Here is a 19,042-nt window from a genome sequence, read left to right as displayed (position 1 = left end):
AGGAGGTATGGATACTTCTTTTTTATACAAGTCTTTATAGCGATTAGCGAATTGAGAATTTAATATGTGATGAAATGGCAGCTGTGTCACCGGTTTATTCAGCTGTTGTTACTTATAGAGGATTCAGGCTATTAGTAAATCCTGTCCGCCAAGTTGGATATAGCGGTTTCCAGCCGTATTCCTGGCGAGCCTTTCTGTTCGATGCCCCCCGCTCCCAAGCATTGCTGTTCGAAAGTGTTACAGGAATAGGTGCTCCTATGGCTTGTGCATAAACCGGGAGCCAGTCAATTCCTCTTGCCGGTTCGTCGTCCACGATGTTCACTGGTCCAGAGGGCCAGTGTAAAGCCATAAGTGCTGCCTCAGCAGCATCCTCCACATGAAGAAAAGAAGTAACCCCTTCGGTTGCAGGAAGCTGCCTTTGATGAATTTGTTCTGCCATAAATCCGTTATGTTCGTACCAAGTGCTCGGACCATAGAACATACCATAGCGTAAAATTACATATTGCGGTACTTCCATCACAGCATTTTCCAATGCTACTATTCCATCAATTGTCGATTTCCGGGGTTCTTCGGCTATTACATGCAAGGCTGCTTCTTCAGTAGCCGGTCTCTCTCCTGGTTCATATGCCCAAGAAATGCTTTGTGCGATGATGCGTTTGACACCAGCCGAAAGTGCGGCGTCTACTAAATTTTGCGTTCCTTCTTTACGTATTCTTGTATTGTCTGAAAAATTACGACTACTTAAAGAAGTCAATTGATGAATGACAACCTCGGGTTGAGATTCACCTAATGCCGATTGTATCGCCTCGCGATCAAAGACGTCCGTGACTAATGCTTTTGCTCCTGTCTTTTCGATAATGGATTTCTTACTCTCGCTTTGCGTGATTCCAATTACTTCATGACCTGCACGAATCAACTTTGGAAGCAAGAAACGTCCTACAGCACCAGTAGCACCAGCAACAAAAATTCTCATAATTCATTCCTCCTGATGGAAACAAGAGTTGGGGCGATTGTTAAACATGAAGATTATCTATGAAGTCCTCTACTAGTAATATTGTGAGTAAAACGCAAGCATATCATCAGCACAGCCAGCTATGATAGTGTTTGCTAGTTCAGCATGTTTTACTGCCTCAGCGTAAATTTGTAGATTAAAGCTAACCGAAGCCATTATTAAATGCCATTCAGCGTCCTTCATTCCCGTATCAGAAACAGTTTGAAGCAGCTCATATGCTTGCTCAAATGGATTGGTCTGGTCAGAAAAATCTTGCAGATAATTCAGTGCCCTTGCATATGCTAAAATCATATGACCACTGTTCCTGAGGGTACTGCTGCAGGATTGATTTTATTTCATTATAATTATCTACAAGCTTCATTATGTCCATCTCAGCTTCAAGATCGTATATATACTGCATATCAATCATTCAGCATCACCTCTGAATATTAATTTGTCAATGAGTTCTTGCGCACTTTCGTTAAGGTCTGATCTTTCTCAGCTTGATTGAAGACAGGACATCGTCATTCAGAGCTGCAGTAAAATCACAATTAGATCCTAACCAAAAGTCACCATAGCGCTCCATGACCAGTACGTCCCCGCATTGGTAAAATGTATGAGTAGGTCCCTCTTCTTTTGGGCTAATATAATATCCATTTAGCCACAGATCTTCAAGTGGTTCATTAAACAACATCTTTATATTATCTAATTTTCCTTCTATTATATATAGCTGTTTACAGTCATAAACAACCTCCTGTAAACAAAAACTTTTCAGAAAATGATATAAAGAATCATTGACGATGATATATCCCTTTGCATTGTCATCCCAAAGTAAGCGCTCGTCGCAGTAGACAGGAGAATCGTTGTTGCTTGCCTCCACTTGGCAAGTCCAGTTTGCTTGATTTTCCTCAAGAAACGTAATCTTATTCTTATCCTTCTTTAGTCGTTCCACTGAATAAAGACAATCCTGCTGTTGAAATATCTCTGGAGAGTGCTCGGGATGATCATCCGAACCATCTTTCCAGCGTCCTGCAAACGCATATAATTCTTGTAACGCTTTTGGCAGATAGGTTGGGATCTTATCCACAGGCACACCGTAAGAGCTCTCGTACCTTCCGTACCAGCTGATTAGAAAATCCTTTAGATCGTCCAGTTGATCTGTATCTTTCAGCAGCATTGTACTTCCTCCTGTCTAACTTTTCATCATACAACTATTGCTTCAAACTCCAATGAAACTCCTATTAAAACGTATGACGTCGTTTTTAACTCCAATCCTGATTTAAATAGTCACGCCAGATCGCAGATTCCTCTTCCGTCATTCTTCCGATCATTTTCGAAAAGTCAATTTTACGGTTAAAACAATTCTTCAACAGAGCAAATTGCTGGAAGGAAGCCGCCACCTGCTTCAAGGAAACCGAATGTGCAAGCTCTTCCAGGTTTCCGATTTCCGGACAATTGCTCAGTTCCAGTACTTGCAGTCGCTCAAGCCGGGCCAGTGCCGAAATATCCTCAACAGATGAATCCTTCATCGAAAGCTCTTTCAGGTAACGATATTTCTGCAAAAACGCCAAATGCGGCAAATGAGCGCCTTCCAACTCCAGCTTGCGCAAATTCACGAGTTGTTCTAGTATAGTCAGATCATCCTCATTCAGTTGATCAAGACCAGAAAGCGTCAATTCCTGAAGTTGTGTCAGTTCCGCCAAACTATGAAGCTGTTCCCGGTCAGGCCCGCTAACCTTCAAGACGCGCAAGCTTCTAACTGGCTTTAATGATGAAAAATCACGAATGGCCGTATTCCCGGCATCTACCTTTTTCAATTTAGCCAAGGAACGAAGAGGAGTTAGATCAGTAACAGCTGTACCTGCAATATTCAACTCCTGCAGCTGCTCCAGCCTTGCCAGCGGTTGCAGGTCCGATACCGGATTATTTACCAGATAGAGCTGTTTTAAATGTTGACATCCACTCAAAGCCTCCACATAGCGAATTTCATTACCGCTTAAAACCAATTCCCGCAGCTCTTTGCACTGGGCCAGTGGAGCAATATCTGTTAAACCTTCCCTGATAAAGAAAAGCCGCTTTGCAAGTAGAAAATCAGTTGGCGTATCGCCAATCGCCTGTATGCGCTCCTGCCACTCCTGACTCAGTCCGCTAAACCAAGCCTCGGTCTCATCCAAACCCGTTACCCGTCCAAAAGGTTCAAGTACAGGAAGTTCTAGCTTTCGGAGAACATCAAAAAAATGAACCTCCTCTTCACGGCCATAACTCCAGTAGCGAAAGCCTTCTTCTTCATCTTCTTGAACACTATATTCGCCTTTCTGAATGGTATCGCGAATAAATTCTAACAGCGAATTGAAATTTCGGGCAATTACATATTTGACATGTTCGTCGCGGCCGAAATTAATGACCTGTCCTCTCACCCCGTTCTCATCCGGATCCAGATCGATTCCGAGGTTGTTGCCCCCTCCGTCCTTGCTGATGGGCACCCAGTAGCGATTGATATACCGTTCTTTAATCCAGTTAGCCGGTACAGAATAATGATCGCCTTCCTCCGCATATTCCTCCTCCAGATCAGCCCAAATTCGCCACTCTTCAAGCATTTCAGTTAATGAAAGAAAACGCAAACCAAAAAACAGTCCCGGACCTTCGGACTTTTCTCCATTATGCAGCAAATAAAAATCACGCAGTTCAGAAGGAAGCGTAACTCCCATTACCTCCTCCGTCTTACGCAGTTCCTCCTTCGTTGCTGGCGGGTTTAACGACTCATCCAGTCCAGGAAGCTTATCGCGCAGCAAATCTATTATTTCTTGAATCAGTTGTTTCATCTTCAAAAATTCCTCCTAATAGCACTTAATTACATTTGACATACTAGACTGCATAGAGGTATAAGCGTCATGCTATTCCTTACTATTTCATGTGCCAATTCTACCAATTATTGATACATGATGTAAAAGAGGATTTCGTCCTATTTTTTGCTATCGTGCCCGTTAATTTAATAAAAAAGAGGAGCTACATTACTGAGTGCTCCTGAGATATCCCCGTAGATGGAAAACAATAAACCGTTCTTTTAAACCGAAACCTTAATATATGGAAATGTCCGTTCCATAAAGGTGAAGACGTAGGCGTTTTGCAATAGACTGGGAAGAATAATTATCCCATGATGTACTATATAAAGGGATCTTTTGAGACCGTCGTATTGCTTGAGCCCATGAGGACGTAACGCGCATCGCATATCCTTTTCCTCGATAATCTTTTAAGGTCTCGACTCCGGCCTCTGCCGCCTTATCACTACTTCTTGCGCTAAAACAGACAGATACAGCCATGTTGTTTTCTGTTACCATAAAACAAGGTTCTCGAAACTTCAGTTCCGATAATAGAGTAGGAAACCCTGGTCCCAAACAGTATTTATTGTCTTCATTAACCAATGTAGCGTCCGTATAATCATTTGCGAATTCTTGAAATACAAAAGCCGGACCTATCCATATGCCTTTAATTGCTCTCTCCTTTTCCAATGCCCGAATAATACTAGCAAGTTGCTCGGTTGAATCACTCTGGCCCAAGCATTGCAGGATGTCATGGATTAAGCTATCTGGTGTGTCGCTGCGGAATCTTACAATGCTTCCAGCATCGGTCTGTCCCCAAAAAAATCGGGGAGCAGGCTGGTCCGCAGGCTCATTAATCGTTGTAATACGTCCAGCATGATCATGAATATAGAGAACTTCAGCTTGAATGCTCATTAGTTCCAATTGATTGTACAAAGATTTGCCTCCTCTTTTTTTATTCCCATAGGTCCTCTCCTATCCATCTTCGTAGTTTCTTTATCATTCGTCCTATCACAAATAAATCCCTGCAAGGAACGGATTTTGCATCAAAGGAAACAGCATGTGCGTTGACGCGTCCGTCTCCCGCATCAGTGGGATGAGCGCGAATACGGCGAACGACTGGAGCAGTGATGTGGTATTCTGAAGCAGGCTAAACTTGGCAATGAGCTGTATATTCATTTCCATATTAACAGCTCACCCCAATTTTTTGCTGTTACTTGTGGGTTACAAGTTGAACGTCTTCTATTACCTGATTCATAAAAAAGAGGGTGTCCCTCCGTCATTTTATGACTTTTGAGATCCCCTCTTTATTTTCAGTGATGCTAGAATTAATTTAGGACAACCCAAACAGAGAAATTTCCTAGTTTAGTATATTATAATAAAACTAGGGGGAATGTTCACATGACTAAACGTAACAAACAATTTAGTGCCGAATTCAAGCAAGATGCCGTTAATTATTATTACTCATCAGGTAAACCTTTAAAGATGGCAGCAGCTGATCTAAAGATTGGGCAATCTACATTAGGGAAATGGGTGTCAGATGCCAAGAAGAATGATGGTGTAGTCCAGCACAGGGGATCAGGCAACCACAGTTCCGATGCAGAGAAGGAAATTGCACGTTTGAAGAAAGAATTACGAGATTCACAAGATGCGCTAGAGATCTTAAAAAAGGCTATGGGCATACTGAGCAATTAACAGAAGCGATTTACAACGCTACAAATCAAGAAGCCGAGAAACGCAAAGTTTCTGTTAACAGTGTGCTCAAAATATTAGGCGTTTCTCCATCAGGCTATTATAGCTGGATTAAACGGGAGCCTTCTGAGCAAGAGCAAAGAAAGCAAGCCATGAAAGTGGAAATCACGCAGATCTATCATGCTTCTCACCAGATTAATGGTGCGCCTAAAATCACTACCATCCTGCAAGCCAAGGGACACATCATATCTGAAAAGACAGTCGGTAACTACATGCGCGAAGAAGGCATAAAGGCCATTTGGGTTCGTCCATACGTTAGAACAACCATTGACCCTGATTTTGATATCAAGCTGAAAAACGTCCTAAGCAGAGACTTTAATCCAACAGCTCCTAATACCGTCTGGGTGACTGACATAACGTATGTGTATACCTTGAATGGCTTTGTATATCTGACCTGTGTGATGGACTTATTTTCGAGAAAGATTATTGGCTGGAACGTTTCTGACAGCCTATCTACGGAACACGTCATAGTAGCTATTGAAAGGGCTAAGGCAAATCGTAAACACAGTCAACCTGTCATTATTCACAGCGATAGAGGATGTCAATTTGTCTCTAAAAGTTATATTGAAGCAACACCTGCGGGACAGTATATCCACAGTTATTCTAACAAAGCAAATCCTTGGGATAATGCTTGTATTGAATCCTTTCATGCATTAATTAAACGCGAGTAGTTGAATCGTTTTGTAATTCAAAACCTGAAACATGCGCACGAACTTATATTTGAATATATTGAAGCGTTCTATAACACAGTGAGAATCCATGAACATTGTGGAATGAAATCACCATTTGACTATGAAAACACTTTCGCAAGTTAATTCGCTAAATTAAGAAATTTCTACGTTTAACTTGTCCGAATTCTTGACATAAGACCACAGTGTACTTATTTTATTTCTTGCATAAATTGTCTAAAGTTTTCAGCGATTTCTTTTGATCGGAGATGGTGTAAATAATGGCCGCCTTCAAATGTCATCATTTTTCCCTCTGCAGAATTTTTGACTTGTTCTTCATGGAGCGCTATCCATCCTTCATTACTTGTATTACCCGCATCTACAAACAAAATAAGGATGTGTTGAAGTGTAGATGGCCAGTGCTTCCTTGCCGTCCGCGGCTTCAATTGTTGTAAATCCGTCGTTGCGCAGAAATAAACAGACGAGTTCGCGAATGTTCGAATCGTCATCAGCAACCAGTATAGTAGGCATTTTTCCCCTCTTTCCCCTGTTTATTTATCTCATGATGAAGTGTCCATTATACAATAAAGAAACGGAATTTTCCTCGTTTGGGCACTGGTTGCTTGCTCATCGGTCGGGGTTGCATGTTTAATTCCTTGTATCTATGATAGTTGACCTATCGATTTTCACAGGTTCTATCACATCGAATAGAAATGGAGTATCATTTAAATATTCTCTTATGTACGCTTGTGCGTATTGTTGTTCATCGATTAAATCGTGGATTTCTCTTGGATCAGAAGCATGATGACAGTAATTCTCCATCATGAACATGATGAAGAAGCATTCTAAATGCCGAACATAGTCCGATTCCAACTTTCTTATACTTTCATACCCTTTGATAAACATCCATCGCTGCTTAGGATATAGCTCTAATAGCGTACCTGCCATGTCGTAGAGAAAATAGCCATAACCAGACCTTCCGAAATCAATCGGATGGGGTTTCTCATCAATGAAAACCATGTTGCCGGTATGTAAATCCGCATGAATAAGTCCATAATTCTGGTTGTTCCTATGCATTACTGCGAGCTCTGATAAAATCTTATCAGCAGCAGCCTGGTAGGCCTTCCATGCCTCGCCTGATAAAAAACGTGTATAATACCGTTCTAGCTTAGCCATTTCGTTTTTAAAACTGTCTGCCCCCCATATCGGTCGAACAAAATCAGGAGGGGGAACGAAACATACAGCTGCTTCATGAAGTTTTCCCATCATTACGCCCATATTATAGACGCAGCTGTCCGTCAACTCTCCGCTCATATGTTCACCTTCTACCCATTTCATCATCGTAACATAGGGGCGTCGATATCCATCCTCTGTATTGATCTCCAATACATAAGAGCCATTCACGCTTGTTACCCCTTTTGGTACATCCAGATCTTCCAACTTGTTAAATGCTTGGAGCAAAGCAAGTTCTGAACAGATTTCCTCTTTACTTAATCGATCAGAATGGATACGAAGTAAATAACGTTGCGACCAACTCAGCTCAATTTTAAAAGTTATTGTGTCTGATAGTTGAATAAATTGAATGCATTCCCATTCCAGGTCATACTGTTGTAACGCTAATAAAGCAACTTTCCTCGCTCTAACTAGCAAAGAGCGCCTTTTCTCTTCCGTATCATATTGAAAAAATTCAATCATACTCTCCCCCTTCGCTTCGTTAATGCAATTATTTAAGCAAAAGTATACAGGCGCTCAATATTAAATAATAGGAAAACAATACTTATAACCGTTTTACGCTGCAAATCAAAAGGCCCGCATCGGTTTTACTCCCAACGCGAGCCTATCGTTATTTTTCTTTTTTATACACGATCTTCCTGATGCTATCCTCAGACAGGCAATACGAGTCCGCGAGCTGATCAATGCTACGGCCCATTCGGAATAATTGCTTAATCTCTAAATTTCGCTTCTGCAGATACTCTCTCTGCCCCGAAATCTGCCCCCACTTTTTTCTGCGCCCTTCTGGAGAAGGAATATAAAGTACACTGCCGTGTACATATTTTTGAATTTCATGGAGTAAATACTCGGGTAAAATCTCACTAGCTGATACATATTTCATTGGCTTCGCCCCTCCATCTATAGAGATGGCCAGGTTGCAAAGCCCATATGACAAACCTGCTAAATTCATGGAACTTGTTCGGTTAGATTATACTGCTCCATGCAAATAACCGCTTTCGTTTGTCACGTAGACTTTGCATGGAGCGAATACTAAAACTTTCCATCGACAATATTTCCAAAAGCATTAAGTTTTGAGCCCTTATCATTAAGACTTCCTCTCCTTCTATACAATTTTCCTGCTTTAGTTGTTTCTCTATGAAGCAGATAATCCCTTGTTTTTTACAATTTTGTCCTTCTTATGAAGCAGAAATTATTAACGAAACATAGGCAGCAAATATTTTACAATAAAATAGAGAATAGCCAGCGTAATGATGATGTATGCGGCATACTTGATAAACGTCGCACCTACTAAGCTGGGATCATGGTTCTCACGTCGCTCAACACGTTCTTCATGCTGTTCTCGAATACTCATGTTTTTCACCTCGACTAATGGGTTTATATATTATTTGTTTACCCCGGTGTCGAGTTTGGTAAACATTTTTTATTCTCCAAACAATAAACATTTTTAAAGGACTACTTCATTGGTGAACCCCTTTAAAAAGTTAATTATTTAGCGGAAGAAGATCACCAAGCACATCATCAAATTCTCCAGTTACTTTTCCAACATATAAGCTCGTTCTAATAAGGCCACTTAGCTTTTTCTTCTCCGGTTCAGTTGCCTAAAGTTCTATCCAGCGCACATTAAATTCTCAAACAGCAGCTGCTAATCTTCTGGCATTTGCCAGCCCGTTTCCTCATCCCAAATAGCATCGGTATCATCTAGATGTACATGCCAGTCACCATTAGAAATACTTCTTCCAATATCTGTTAAACAGTTCAACCAATAAATCAGCGCATGCATTGTATCTTCAAAATCATCTGTAATGGGCAGCTTCGTAGAACCTGCAAAGATCACAGTTGATTCATCCTGATCGTAGTCATAAACACAAAATGTTTCTCCAATATCCTTCATTTCAAAACCTGCATTGTATCTGTCAATGATGGCCGTTATCTCTTGATTTTCAAGAATGGTAAGATAAAGTCTCTCATACAAGTATAATAAACGGAAATTCCCACGCCACATTTCTCCTTTTCTTTAGTGCATTGGAACCAATGTTCCCCTATGCGATGTTTATGTTTACTAGTTTTAATCCCGTACTATTGTACGTACATTTTATGCTAAATATAGAGATGGTATAAAAGAAAATGGTGATGTACTTTTTAAAGAATTAGAACAATATGGACACTAAAATTGATCATCCAGCCGCCAGCCTACCGGCGGCTGCGCAACCTTCTCAAGTCGATCCTGACCTCGTATGCCTTTCTGCCAAGCGTTTTGGGGAAGCTCTATATCCTACTCACTATCAATTAACTTATTTTGATCATCATAAACCTCAACTATGAAATTATTCGCCTTATCGTTAATATTCGCGTACCACAAATATGTATTTTCAATATCATTAACATTTGCTAGATGCTCTTTTAGATTAATCAACTCTGCCTCAATGGTTTGATTAATCATAATTTTTTGAACATTTGCATATGATGTAAGCCCGAAATAATGTTTATATGTTTCTTGTAAGGAGCTAATACTTAATTTAGATACCCTCTGCTCTTTATTAATTTCCAAACCTGTTCCAGTACTATATCTAGAAAATTTCCATCCAAAAATACCTTTATTTAAACTTACCCCGACTACTTGATCTGAGTCATTAAGTATAAAGTAAAATGCTTTCTTATTATATTCACTTCCACCAATTATCTGCTTAATGCTAAAAAAATTATTCGATTTATTCTCGCTATATAATACCTCATTTATTGTTCTGTATGATTGGTTGTAATCTGTAATTAAATATATAATTCCGAAAAAAATGACTATTAATATTAAATGTCTTACCTTCATTTTTATCTCCTTAAGAATCATATGGATTCGATGCAATCCCAACTGCCCGCCTTCAAGTCATGGGTAAAGTAACGCGTCCCGTTAGCTTAATATGTATTGGGTCAATTCTCTTAAATTCTCAATAATTATGTCGGCATCAACACTACAAGAAGATACTGTATTATTTCGTTTCCACGCTGTCTTCATACCAACAGCTCGACTTGCTCTTATATCATTTTCGGGATGATCCCCTACAAAAAGTGCCTCCGCTGCTTCCACTCCGAGTTTAGATAACGCTCTAATAAAAATTGCTGGGTCAGGCTTACGCAATCCTTCCCATTCCGATATAAGAACTTCATCAAACAAATGACTAATACTCAATGATTTAAAATTGTCGTACTGGAATTGTCCATAACCATTTGAGATAAGTGCTATTTTCATACCACTGTTCCTTAGCTCTGTAAGCATATTCATCAAATTAGGAAAACCTACACAATGTCTTTTAAATCCATTCAAATAATCAGTTAGAAGTTCTGTCCATTCTACCTCTAAGATAGAGAACTCATCTATAAGCTGCCGATAAACTTTATCTTTCCAAACGTATCCGTGATTATCGAGCTCAATGAAACGTTGCACAAAAATATCTTTATCAACAACTTGAAGGTGCGAATATCGGTCATATTGGTCACGAATGAAAAACGCAAGTGAGGTATCACGGTCTAATAACGTACCATCCAAATCAAAGAGCACCGCTTTAATACCCGAAAGGCTCTTCAAAAACAACGCCTCCTGTTTCCATTGTTATCCAAACTTTAACACATATTATCCCCTAAGAAAAGTTTACAGAAAAACGTTCTCGCGAGCATAAGAAAAGCACCATAACGAGTAAAAAACCAACTCAAATGATGAAAATACCTTGTAGAATTTAAGATGCGTCCGTTCTTACGATAAACGAGTACTCTACTGTTTGATTATCCCAATAACATACTAATGTAAATCCTCGAATGGTTTTACCTGGAGAGTAATTCTGACTATCAGAACTAAGATAAGAAGCCGCATTCGGTGTTAATAAAAATGTTCCTATTCTATCCTCGAAATGAAAGATCACTTCTTGAGTTGATAAGTGACTATACTTTCTAGTTCCGTTTTCATTCAAAATATCATCAAATAAAGTGTATGACACAGGTGGATCGTGCTGCAATTTCAGTTGGATTTCTTCGCCAAGTTGAATGTAAGGGATTTTACTTTGATTAGTCTTGATTTTCTTGAAAACACCGGACCTACCATGAAGATTGTCGCTGGTATCTACCAGTCTCGAAATATAAGGTATAGAAGTATCATCTGAACGAATTGTGATACTAGGTATTTCTACATAGACCTCTTGATTTATTTGCGGTGATGATACTGTTGAGTTATCACAAGCCAACAGGGTGAATAACAATATTAAATGAATACAAACTGTACAAAATATCTTCAATTTAACACTCCTCCTATTATCTTAGCCCTCTTCTTATTATTCTGTGTAGCTTGCATTTTATAAACCGATCGGTTTATAATGTACCAAACAGTATAGAGAGTGAGGAGATTTTATTGGACACACTTATTCCCCCATTTACTCGTGATTCCGCAATTAAAAAAGTCCGGATGGCAGAAGATAGCTGGAACAGTCGCGATCCCCACCGTGTTTCACTTGTGTATACAGAGGATAGCTATTGGAGAAACCGCACCGAATTTCCAATTGGTCGAAAGGAAATTGTCTCGTTACTTACAAGTAAATGGGCTAGAGAGTTGGATTATCGGCTCATAAAAGAGCTTTGGTCATTTACCGATGACCGAATTGCAGTACGCTTTGCATATGAGTGGCATGATGACAGTGGAAATTGGTTTCGATCATATGGGAACGAGAATTGGGAGTTTGCCGACAATGGCTTGATGAAGCGCAGGTTTGCGTCGATCAATGATATGCCCATCAGTCAAGACGGACGTAAATTCCATTGGCCGCTCGGTAGGCGTCCCGATGACCATCCCGGTCTAACCGAATTAGGCCTATGACCCGTAGCGTATTTGAAAAGGCTGATGTCATTCCGATGGTTGCTGAGGTTTTTCGTGAGCTCGGTTACGAGGGTGCATCTATGAGCAAAATTACTGCCCGCACACGTCTTTCCAAAGGAAGTCTTTATTATTTTTTTCCTGGAGGGAAAGAAGAAATGGCCGCCGAGATTCTCGCACACATTGATAAATGGTTTATAAGCAACATATTTGAACCGCTCGAACGAGACGAACCCCATGCCGCTATTCAAAACATGTGGCGTGAGATCGATACGTATTTTCGGTCAGGGCAACGAATATGTCTTGTCGGTGCTTTTGCCCTTGACGAGACTCGGGACCGATTCGCTTCAATGATTCGACAGTATTTTAAAAGGTGGATCGATGCTTTAAGTGCTGCAATTGTTCGAGCAGGTGCGACCATGGAAGCCGCTATCAAAATTTCAGAGGAGACGATTGTCAGCATTCAAGGCGGATTGATTCTCAGTAGAGCACTCAATGACGAGACCGTTTTTGAACGTACCTTGGCAGGTCTTACTGAGCGAGTAGCGGGATTTTTAGAGGCGAATCCTCATGGTTTAAACTAGGCTGGGGTTTGACCTTCACCTATCCCAAAAAGCTGACACGGTTCTTCGCACTGTCTGTAAGGGCAAGTTTTAGGGCCAATCTTTTGCGGATGGCCCTTTCTTGAAAATCGCACTTACAACTATGCTTGTCGCTCTAATGGGACATCGCAGCCATTATAATTACTTTATTTTAATGATTACCTTTCCTTTGGCACTTCCGCCTTCAAGGTAGTGGAATGCTTGCCCGGCATCTTTTAACGGATACACTTTATCAATAATAGGCTTAATATGATCAGCTTCAATAAATTCCTTTAAAATCTTTAATTGAGCTCCACTAGGTTTCATAAAAAGGAAATGATATCTCGTTTGGTTCTTCTTCTCAAGTGCGTTGATCTTACGGCTTACAATGGACAAAGTTGCCGTTTTCATCCACCCCAATTTTGCCTCCTTCCCAAACTTTGCATTTGGCACGCCAGAGATGGATACGATTTGCCCGCTTGGCTTCAGTATACGGAATGATTTTTTCAAGGCTTCTCCACCTAAAGTATCATATACAGCGTCATATCCGGTAAGTTTCTCTTCAAAATTCTCATTTTTATAATTAATAATCAGATCGGCTCCCAATGATTTCACCAAATCATAACCTTTATCGCTTGCTGTTGTGGCAACAAAAGCTCCCATTAATTTGGCCAGTTGAATGGCAAACGTCCCAACGCCTCCTGAACCTGCATGAATCAGAATTTTCTGGCCCTTTTGAAGATGCAAAATATCGGTAAAGGCTTGGTAAGTTGTAAGTCCGACAAGTGGTATGGATGCAGCTTCTTCAAAATTTAGATTCCTCGGTTTTAACCAAATATCTTCTTCGTGTACTGCAATATATTCCGCCAATGTGCCGATACGGCTTTTGCGTGGTCTTCCATAAACTTCATCACCAGGTTTAAATGCGCTCACTCGATCACCTACCTTGACTACAATCCCAGAGAAATCATTTCCCAAAATTAAAGGAAATTTGTACTTTAGAAGGAATTTCATTTTCTCTTCCTTTATTTTGAAATCGATTGGATTTAGACTAGCTGCATAAACTTCTACTAACACATCGTGTTCCCCGACGTCAGGTGTGGGCAGTTCTGACATAATCAATGGAGAGTTCTTGCCGTACTTCTTAATGATCATAGCCTTCATTATACTTCACCTTCCATATGATTATTGGTTTAAACGAATGAACTAATGGTGCGAAAAAAACTATTTATAACTGCTCCCAAATGTCTATTGTTAGTCGCTAAGAAATCTGTTACACTCCGCTTCCACGGCGGTAATTAATGTTTTGATTTGCTCAAGGGGATGATGGAGAGTCAGTACATAATAATTTTCAACGCCCTTTTTTTCAAAATTAACGAAGCCATTTTGTTTTAACACCTTCAAATGATGGGAGATGGCCGGTCTGGACAACTTGATATGTTCTGCTATCATATTGACATTAAGCCCCGACTTGTGTTGTCCCAGCAACATAATAATGGCTTGACGGTTTTCGTCTGTCAGTACTTCCAGCAGAGGGATACACTCTTTAAATTGTTTCTGAATATGTTCAACTTGATTCATACACTTCTCTCTTTCCGTTCATTGGTTTAATCACTTAAACGAATATAAACCATTTCATTTATAAGATCAAGTTCCAGATTTCTTAAAGGTTGTTCAGTTAAGTGTTAGGTGAAGTTGCCACTTCTTCGAATTGCCCCAATCCACATATCTCCAGTACTTATAAAGTAACTGATTTCTTTATTCCCGTTTATTTCATATTCATCAATTGAGTAAGCTTTCTTACGATACATTGGTATCTCTTCAATCTCAAGATCACTTTCCCATACATAATAACCATTTACACACCTCTCCCAAGTAAATAAATGAAAACTTGGATGTATGTTACTATAAGGAAATACTTTAGGTTTATCATGTTTAGAGAATAACTGAGTATAGTGGGCAATCTCTGTTCCAATTGCAGCAACAAGTTGTGAATCAATAAACTCTGGGTCGCCAATCCACAATTTTAGATAATATGGCTCATTTGAACTGGCTAGTTGTTTCTCCCAAGAAAGATATATTTCAATTAGTTGAAAAAATATAAGCTTTTGTAATTTATATGATGGATTTCTTTTTCCAACTTTATTTTGACTATATTGATGTAGGTTATAAAATGGATTAATCCATACCTTCACATATTCCTTTCCATACATACGTAAATTACTAATATCAAGGTATTTATAACGTTCTCCCCAAGTTGGAAGTTTTCTAACTATTCTTCTTGTTCCTCTTAATTTCTTTTTTATAGAAATAAACTTCATTGAAAAACTCCTTTATGACAATTTTACCTACTGAAACTACTTCCCTTCCAAATCCATCCGTTTCGGACCATGGGCAAATGTCCAATCAGTGAATATGGTGTATTCGAAGTGATTGACATTTAAGATATGCCTTCAAATATCTTATCAATTATTTCCCTATCATAATCAAGGATCCAATCATTATAGTCTTTATATAAATAAAATATGGCACTTTTACTTATAGAAACAATATCTAGGCCCCGACTATCGTACATATGAAATACAATCCCTTTGTTAGGTTCAATAAAGTAAATGCGATCGTTAATATAAATATCTTTGCTATCTGAAAACCCACCTTTTACACCTAATAATGATTTATAATTAATTTCAGAAATCGAACAGGATATACCGTTACTTCGGATATATCCAATTAGTTCGTTTGAATCTTCATCATAAACTTCCTCATTCATAATGTTTTCAACCTCAAGCTTTTGACTATCACTAAAAAAGGTTGAGAAAACGTCAACTTCTCCGTCAATATAAGCATCTAAAATCTCAAGTGATTCATAAGAAACAGCTAATACATATAGAAAACAATCGTTAGTAAATATTGATTCAAATAATGTTAGTGCACGTTCGCCGACAATCTTAAAATATGTTTCGTCGCTAATCCTTCTATCAGATAACCCCAGTTCAAATCTAATACCTATATCATTGTTGTAAAAAAATGGAGGATCAAATTTTATACTGGGCAGATTTTCATTAATATATGCTTTGATTGACTGCATTTAATCGCCACCTATCAGAATACACTTCTTAAACACACTTCTGCGGATATAATCTAATACTCGTTCTTTTTCTACCCATTCCACTTCTGAAGTTTCTTCAGAAGTGGTCAGTTCTCCTCCAATCGGTTTATAAGTAAAATCCAGCATGAGTTTAGTTGTTATGTTAGTTACTCCATCATGCCATATTGAGCTGTATTTGAATAAGCTCCTACAATATTAGATACGGTGACATCTATTCCGCTTTCTTCTTTTATCTCCCTCACCAAGGCATCTATTAAATTTCCACCAATTTCCACTTAAGTTTTATTACTTTTTGCTTTTCTTTGATGCCATCCAAAACACCATAATTACGACTGGTATGAATATAAACCAGGGAATATTAATTGTACTCTGGGTGATAAAGGCAATAATTAATAATCCTATGGCTCCAAGAATTAACCAAAGACATCCCCTTCCAAATGTCTCCATAACATTTCCCCTCCCTAAGCTAGTAATACTTATTAATTTATGCGATTAATAAGTTTACATTCCTGAAGATTAAGTAAACTTTTATGTACTTTACTACGAAGCATCGATGCTCAAAACATTCGATCAGAGGTTTCGGATAACATCTTATTCACGAACTTCATAAACAAATCCATATGTAGGATAACTCTGTTATTCTGCCTGTTAGTTTAGCAAATTTCCAACAACTTAAAACAAGCGATGGATCGGTTCCACCGCTTTGCTCTTATCTCTGTTAGTACATTGTTTGGCCGATCTAAAGTCGTCTATTTCTCTTTTCATCTATATATATATCCAGGGCTGCAATCGCTCTGATCAATAGTTTTATAATTAAATAAAGTGTAGTTAATCCAAGTAAGATGAATAGTCCGTAAATAATGAAAATGATCACGGGCCAAAACACTAAAAAATCAGACATGTTTCACCTCCAACTGGATGACATATTGCACATCACAACGAAAGAAGGCATCCATTCAACTTAAATAGATACCTTACTGACGTTATAATTTATAGCTGCATATGTGTGCTTTATGAGTTAAGCTTTAATGTGTGATAATTATTCTTTATATAGTTAACGCCAGAATAGATGGTTAAGATCAATGCAGCATACATAAGTATTTGATCGACTGGAAATTCAATTACGAAGCTTATTGGGCCGTTATTTAACAAAACAGCTGTAATCGCAATAACTTGAAATACCATTTTAACCTTTCCATATTGATCTGCTTGTAAAGCAATTTTCTGTGATGACGCCACTATTCTAATTCCAGTTATAATAATTTCTCTTTCCAATTATGGCAAATGCAATCCATGAGTAAATTAATTGTTGACTTACCATTAAAATCAAAGCTGCTGAAATGAGTAATTTGTCGGCTAAAGGATCTAAAAGCTTACCCATATTGGTTATTAGATTATGTTTCCTTGCAATATATCCATCTAATTTATCAGTGATTGCAGTTGATTCGCTAAATTCATGAGTTCCCTCCATTTCAGAAATTTCCTTTCATTATACCATATATTGGAACTGTAGTGAGAAAAATTGCGTTATCCTGACCGTTAGTTTAATAGGCTTAGCGTTAATTAATTATGAAAAATCATTGAAACGGCTACTGTGGGTAAATGATAGTATTTTATGCTTTTGCATTCAACTCTTTTACCCGTTAGAACCTACCCATTTGCTCAAGTATACTTGGGTAATATTCGTCTATTACTAGCATTGGTTCCTTTATAGACTGTAAGATGATTTCTAAGTCTGCTGACTTATTTTCCGTTTGTGCACGAATTGTTTTATAAATTGTAATTACTGCTAACATCTTCTCATTTTCTTCACTACTTATAGCATAAGAATTATGTTCAAGAAACTTATTAGTCATACCATATATAAAGGTATCAACACGAAATAAGCTGTATTGTAGTAAGCTCCAATCAGATGCTTCGTCTCCCGTATGCAGGGTTGATATAACAGATAAATAGAAAAAAATGCTTTTATTTTCTCCGTTAACAATCCTCCAATTGTCGTACAACCCTCTTTTCACTACGCTAATTTCTTCTTTTTCAATAGGCAATTGAACGAATTTCTCAAGCCTATTTGCCAAATTATCGCCTATAACAGATATAGACGATAAGTATTGATAATTTCAATCTAGACTCTGACTAATATAATGTCTATACTCTATGTGAATATAAATACTGTAAATAATGAAAACCCCAACAAATAAAATAAGAAATCTGATTATATTCTTTTTCAAATTCGCTTTATTCATATAATTCCCTCAAACAAATATTTTTTTTCGAAAGCTTATGTAATTTTATTTTACCTATGACAGTATATTCACGTTTCATCACTTTAAGAAGTTTCCTGCTTAAAGTCTAATATTGTGTAATCATCTCCGTACATGACACCTTCCTCGATTACTTTTTCATTTTGTAAAATAAAGTAAGCATTTCGTTGTTGCCCCTCTCTAAGCGGGTAAGTTATATATTTATCGCCCCCGCCCATGACTTTGATTGTGGACGGCAAGCCTAATTCGTCCGTAATATCGGCGTAAGTCTTGCCGTAAGCAGGACCTCGGACAAACTTTGTTGCAAATAGTCCGGCGAGATTATCATTTGTTTTGGCAGTCGGATTATCAAAATAATAGATGGCTGTATATTCAGAATCATCATCTCTCAGATCGATGGATGGAAATTTACGAGAAAGCACGCTATGCTCCGAATATATCAATATGGTGGAGCCATCAGGCTGCTGCCATGTTTCATCTGGTTCGCCGTAACGGTCAGAAACATTCTCAAAAGAATAGCCTAAAAACATTCTGAAAGGATATCCAAAATATAATTCGGGTAATTGGATGTGTGTCGCCAGAGCATTGTACAAATCCGAAAAACCTGAATCCAAAGGTTTAAAATCTCCAAAACGCAAGGACAAATCATCAATTGTATATGATTCAGTCTTGTAAAGGGTTTGATTAGCATAATGTAAAAGGTTTACTTTTTCCAAGCCTTCCACAGAGGCAAACAAAAGTAAGGCGTTGTTTTCCCAAACAGTTTCAGGAAAAGG

General features: G+C 38.5%; 27 protein-coding genes and 2 pseudogenes. 5 read left to right on the top strand and 24 right to left on the bottom strand.

Going from position 1 to position 19,042, the window contains the following annotated elements:
• Positions 1-112 precede the first annotated feature (112 nt).
• From V1L65_RS26275 to V1L65_RS26255, 5 genes are all read right to left on the bottom strand, one after another.
• Entirely contained in the window at positions 113-973 is an 861-nt protein-coding gene (locus V1L65_RS26275; RefSeq protein ID WP_331702268.1) for an NAD-dependent epimerase/dehydratase family protein, read from the bottom strand.
• 72 nt (positions 974-1,045) lie between these two features.
• Complete coding sequence (locus V1L65_RS26270) at positions 1,046-1,303, bottom strand: hypothetical protein (protein ID WP_331702267.1); 258 nt, start codon at positions 1,301-1,303, stop codon at positions 1,046-1,048.
• A 169-nt stretch (positions 1,304-1,472) separates the two neighbouring features.
• Positions 1,473-2,168 (bottom strand): hypothetical protein, encoded by a 696-nt coding sequence (locus V1L65_RS26265; protein ID WP_331702266.1) that lies wholly within the window; start codon positions 2,166-2,168, stop codon positions 1,473-1,475.
• An 85-nt stretch (positions 2,169-2,253) separates the two neighbouring features.
• Positions 2,254-3,813, bottom strand: a complete 1,560-nt coding sequence (locus V1L65_RS26260; RefSeq protein WP_331702265.1) for an SMI1/KNR4 family protein — start codon at positions 3,811-3,813, stop codon at positions 2,254-2,256.
• A 255-nt stretch (positions 3,814-4,068) separates the two neighbouring features.
• Positions 4,069-4,746, bottom strand: coding sequence for a GNAT family N-acetyltransferase (locus tag V1L65_RS26255; protein WP_331702264.1), 678 nt, complete (start codon positions 4,744-4,746; stop codon positions 4,069-4,071).
• A gap of 465 nt (positions 4,747-5,211) precedes the next feature.
• Here V1L65_RS26255 and V1L65_RS26250 point away from each other — a divergent pair, with 465 nt between their 5' ends.
• From V1L65_RS26250 to V1L65_RS28795, 3 genes are read left to right on the top strand one after another with little or no spacing between them, the layout of a single operon-like run.
• A complete protein-coding gene (locus tag V1L65_RS26250) occupies positions 5,212-5,505 on the top strand; it encodes a transposase (RefSeq protein ID WP_331702263.1) in 294 nt (97 codons plus the stop codon).
• Entirely contained in the window at positions 5,388-6,233 is an 846-nt protein-coding gene (locus tag V1L65_RS26245; RefSeq protein ID WP_331702297.1) for an IS3 family transposase, read from the top strand. Before V1L65_RS26250 ends, V1L65_RS26245 begins: the two co-directional genes overlap by 118 nt.
• A complete protein-coding gene (locus V1L65_RS28795; RefSeq protein ID WP_442955722.1) occupies positions 6,234-6,377 on the top strand; it encodes an IS3 family transposase in 144 nt (47 codons plus the stop codon). It begins immediately after the preceding gene.
• 65 nt (positions 6,378-6,442) lie between these two features.
• On the opposite strand, the pseudogene V1L65_RS26240 reads toward V1L65_RS28795, so the two are convergent.
• The 9 genes and pseudogenes from V1L65_RS26240 to V1L65_RS26200 form a co-directional block, all read right to left on the bottom strand.
• Positions 6,443-6,598, bottom strand: a pseudogene (locus V1L65_RS26240) (alpha/beta hydrolase); the annotation flags it as partial.
• 28 nt (positions 6,599-6,626) lie between these two features.
• Positions 6,627-6,761 (bottom strand): annotated as a pseudogene (locus V1L65_RS26235) (DNA-binding response regulator); the annotation flags it as partial.
• 117 nt (positions 6,762-6,878) lie between these two features.
• The gene (locus V1L65_RS26230) at positions 6,879-7,925 is read right to left on the bottom strand and encodes a phosphotransferase enzyme family protein (RefSeq protein ID WP_331702261.1); all 1,047 of its coding nucleotides are present in this window, start codon (positions 7,923-7,925) and stop codon (positions 6,879-6,881) included.
• 148 nt (positions 7,926-8,073) lie between these two features.
• Entirely contained in the window at positions 8,074-8,412 is a 339-nt protein-coding gene (locus V1L65_RS26225) for a CD3324 family protein (RefSeq protein WP_442955721.1), read from the bottom strand.
• A 243-nt stretch (positions 8,413-8,655) separates the two neighbouring features.
• Positions 8,656-8,814, bottom strand: coding sequence for a hypothetical protein (locus tag V1L65_RS26220; RefSeq protein WP_331702260.1), 159 nt, complete (start codon positions 8,812-8,814; stop codon positions 8,656-8,658).
• A 291-nt stretch (positions 8,815-9,105) separates the two neighbouring features.
• Positions 9,106-9,435 carry a hypothetical protein gene (locus V1L65_RS26215; RefSeq protein ID WP_331702259.1) on the bottom strand — a complete coding sequence of 110 codons (330 nt, stop codon included), beginning with the start codon at positions 9,433-9,435 and terminating at the stop codon, positions 9,106-9,108.
• Between the two features lie 300 nt (positions 9,436-9,735).
• Entirely contained in the window at positions 9,736-10,284 is a 549-nt protein-coding gene (locus tag V1L65_RS26210) for a hypothetical protein (RefSeq protein WP_331702258.1), read from the bottom strand.
• A gap of 81 nt (positions 10,285-10,365) precedes the next feature.
• A complete protein-coding gene (locus V1L65_RS26205) occupies positions 10,366-11,040 on the bottom strand; it encodes an HAD family hydrolase (protein WP_331702257.1) in 675 nt (224 codons plus the stop codon).
• 148 nt (positions 11,041-11,188) lie between these two features.
• A complete protein-coding gene (locus tag V1L65_RS26200) occupies positions 11,189-11,740 on the bottom strand; it encodes a hypothetical protein (protein ID WP_331702256.1) in 552 nt (183 codons plus the stop codon).
• A gap of 113 nt (positions 11,741-11,853) precedes the next feature.
• Here V1L65_RS26200 and V1L65_RS26195 point away from each other — a divergent pair, with 113 nt between their 5' ends.
• Both V1L65_RS26195 and V1L65_RS26190 read left to right on the top strand, forming a co-directional pair.
• On the top strand, positions 11,854-12,315 hold the full coding sequence (locus V1L65_RS26195) for a nuclear transport factor 2 family protein (RefSeq protein ID WP_331702255.1): 462 nt from the start codon (positions 11,854-11,856) through the stop codon (positions 12,313-12,315).
• Entirely contained in the window at positions 12,312-12,896 is a 585-nt protein-coding gene (locus V1L65_RS26190; RefSeq protein WP_331702254.1) for a TetR/AcrR family transcriptional regulator, read from the top strand. The genes V1L65_RS26195 and V1L65_RS26190 overlap by 4 nt, the downstream gene beginning before the upstream one ends.
• 159 nt (positions 12,897-13,055) lie before the next feature.
• Here the strand turns inward: V1L65_RS26190 and V1L65_RS26185 are convergent, their stop codons facing one another.
• From V1L65_RS26185 to V1L65_RS26140, 10 genes are all read right to left on the bottom strand, one after another.
• On the bottom strand, positions 13,056-14,057 hold the full coding sequence (locus V1L65_RS26185; protein WP_331702253.1) for an NADP-dependent oxidoreductase: 1,002 nt from the start codon (positions 14,055-14,057) through the stop codon (positions 13,056-13,058).
• A gap of 90 nt (positions 14,058-14,147) precedes the next feature.
• Positions 14,148-14,474 carry an ArsR/SmtB family transcription factor gene (locus V1L65_RS26180; RefSeq protein ID WP_331702252.1) on the bottom strand — a complete coding sequence of 109 codons (327 nt, stop codon included), beginning with the start codon at positions 14,472-14,474 and terminating at the stop codon, positions 14,148-14,150.
• Positions 14,475-14,578: 104 nt separating this feature from the next.
• Entirely contained in the window at positions 14,579-15,214 is a 636-nt protein-coding gene (locus tag V1L65_RS26175; protein ID WP_331702251.1) for a hypothetical protein, read from the bottom strand.
• A 119-nt stretch (positions 15,215-15,333) separates the two neighbouring features.
• On the bottom strand, positions 15,334-15,981 hold the full coding sequence (locus V1L65_RS26170) for a DUF3885 domain-containing protein (protein WP_331702250.1): 648 nt from the start codon (positions 15,979-15,981) through the stop codon (positions 15,334-15,336).
• Positions 15,982-16,128: a hypothetical protein gene (locus tag V1L65_RS26165; RefSeq protein ID WP_331702249.1), complete on the bottom strand. Its 147-nt coding sequence runs from the start codon at positions 16,126-16,128 to the stop codon at positions 15,982-15,984. It abuts the gene before it with no gap.
• Between the two features lie 20 nt (positions 16,129-16,148).
• Positions 16,149-16,277 (bottom strand): NUDIX hydrolase, encoded by a 129-nt coding sequence (locus tag V1L65_RS26160; protein WP_331702248.1) that lies wholly within the window; start codon positions 16,275-16,277, stop codon positions 16,149-16,151.
• A gap of 736 nt (positions 16,278-17,013) precedes the next feature.
• Positions 17,014-17,241 carry a CDP-alcohol phosphatidyltransferase family protein gene (locus V1L65_RS26155; protein ID WP_331702295.1) on the bottom strand — a complete coding sequence of 76 codons (228 nt, stop codon included), beginning with the start codon at positions 17,239-17,241 and terminating at the stop codon, positions 17,014-17,016.
• Between the two features lie 4 nt (positions 17,242-17,245).
• Positions 17,246-17,473, bottom strand: coding sequence for a CDP-alcohol phosphatidyltransferase family protein (locus tag V1L65_RS26150; protein WP_331702247.1), 228 nt, complete (start codon positions 17,471-17,473; stop codon positions 17,246-17,248).
• A gap of 172 nt (positions 17,474-17,645) precedes the next feature.
• Positions 17,646-18,080 carry a hypothetical protein gene (locus V1L65_RS26145; protein WP_331702246.1) on the bottom strand — a complete coding sequence of 145 codons (435 nt, stop codon included), beginning with the start codon at positions 18,078-18,080 and terminating at the stop codon, positions 17,646-17,648.
• A gap of 251 nt (positions 18,081-18,331) precedes the next feature.
• Positions 18,332-19,042 (bottom strand): hypothetical protein (locus V1L65_RS26140; RefSeq protein ID WP_331702245.1); only part of this gene is annotated, 711 nt, incomplete at its 5' end.

The organism is Paenibacillus sp. IITD108 (assembly GCF_036541265.1).
Taxonomy (GTDB): domain Bacteria; phylum Bacillota; class Bacilli; order Paenibacillales; family Paenibacillaceae; genus Pristimantibacillus.
This window is presented reverse-complemented; position numbering and strand designations above follow the sequence as displayed.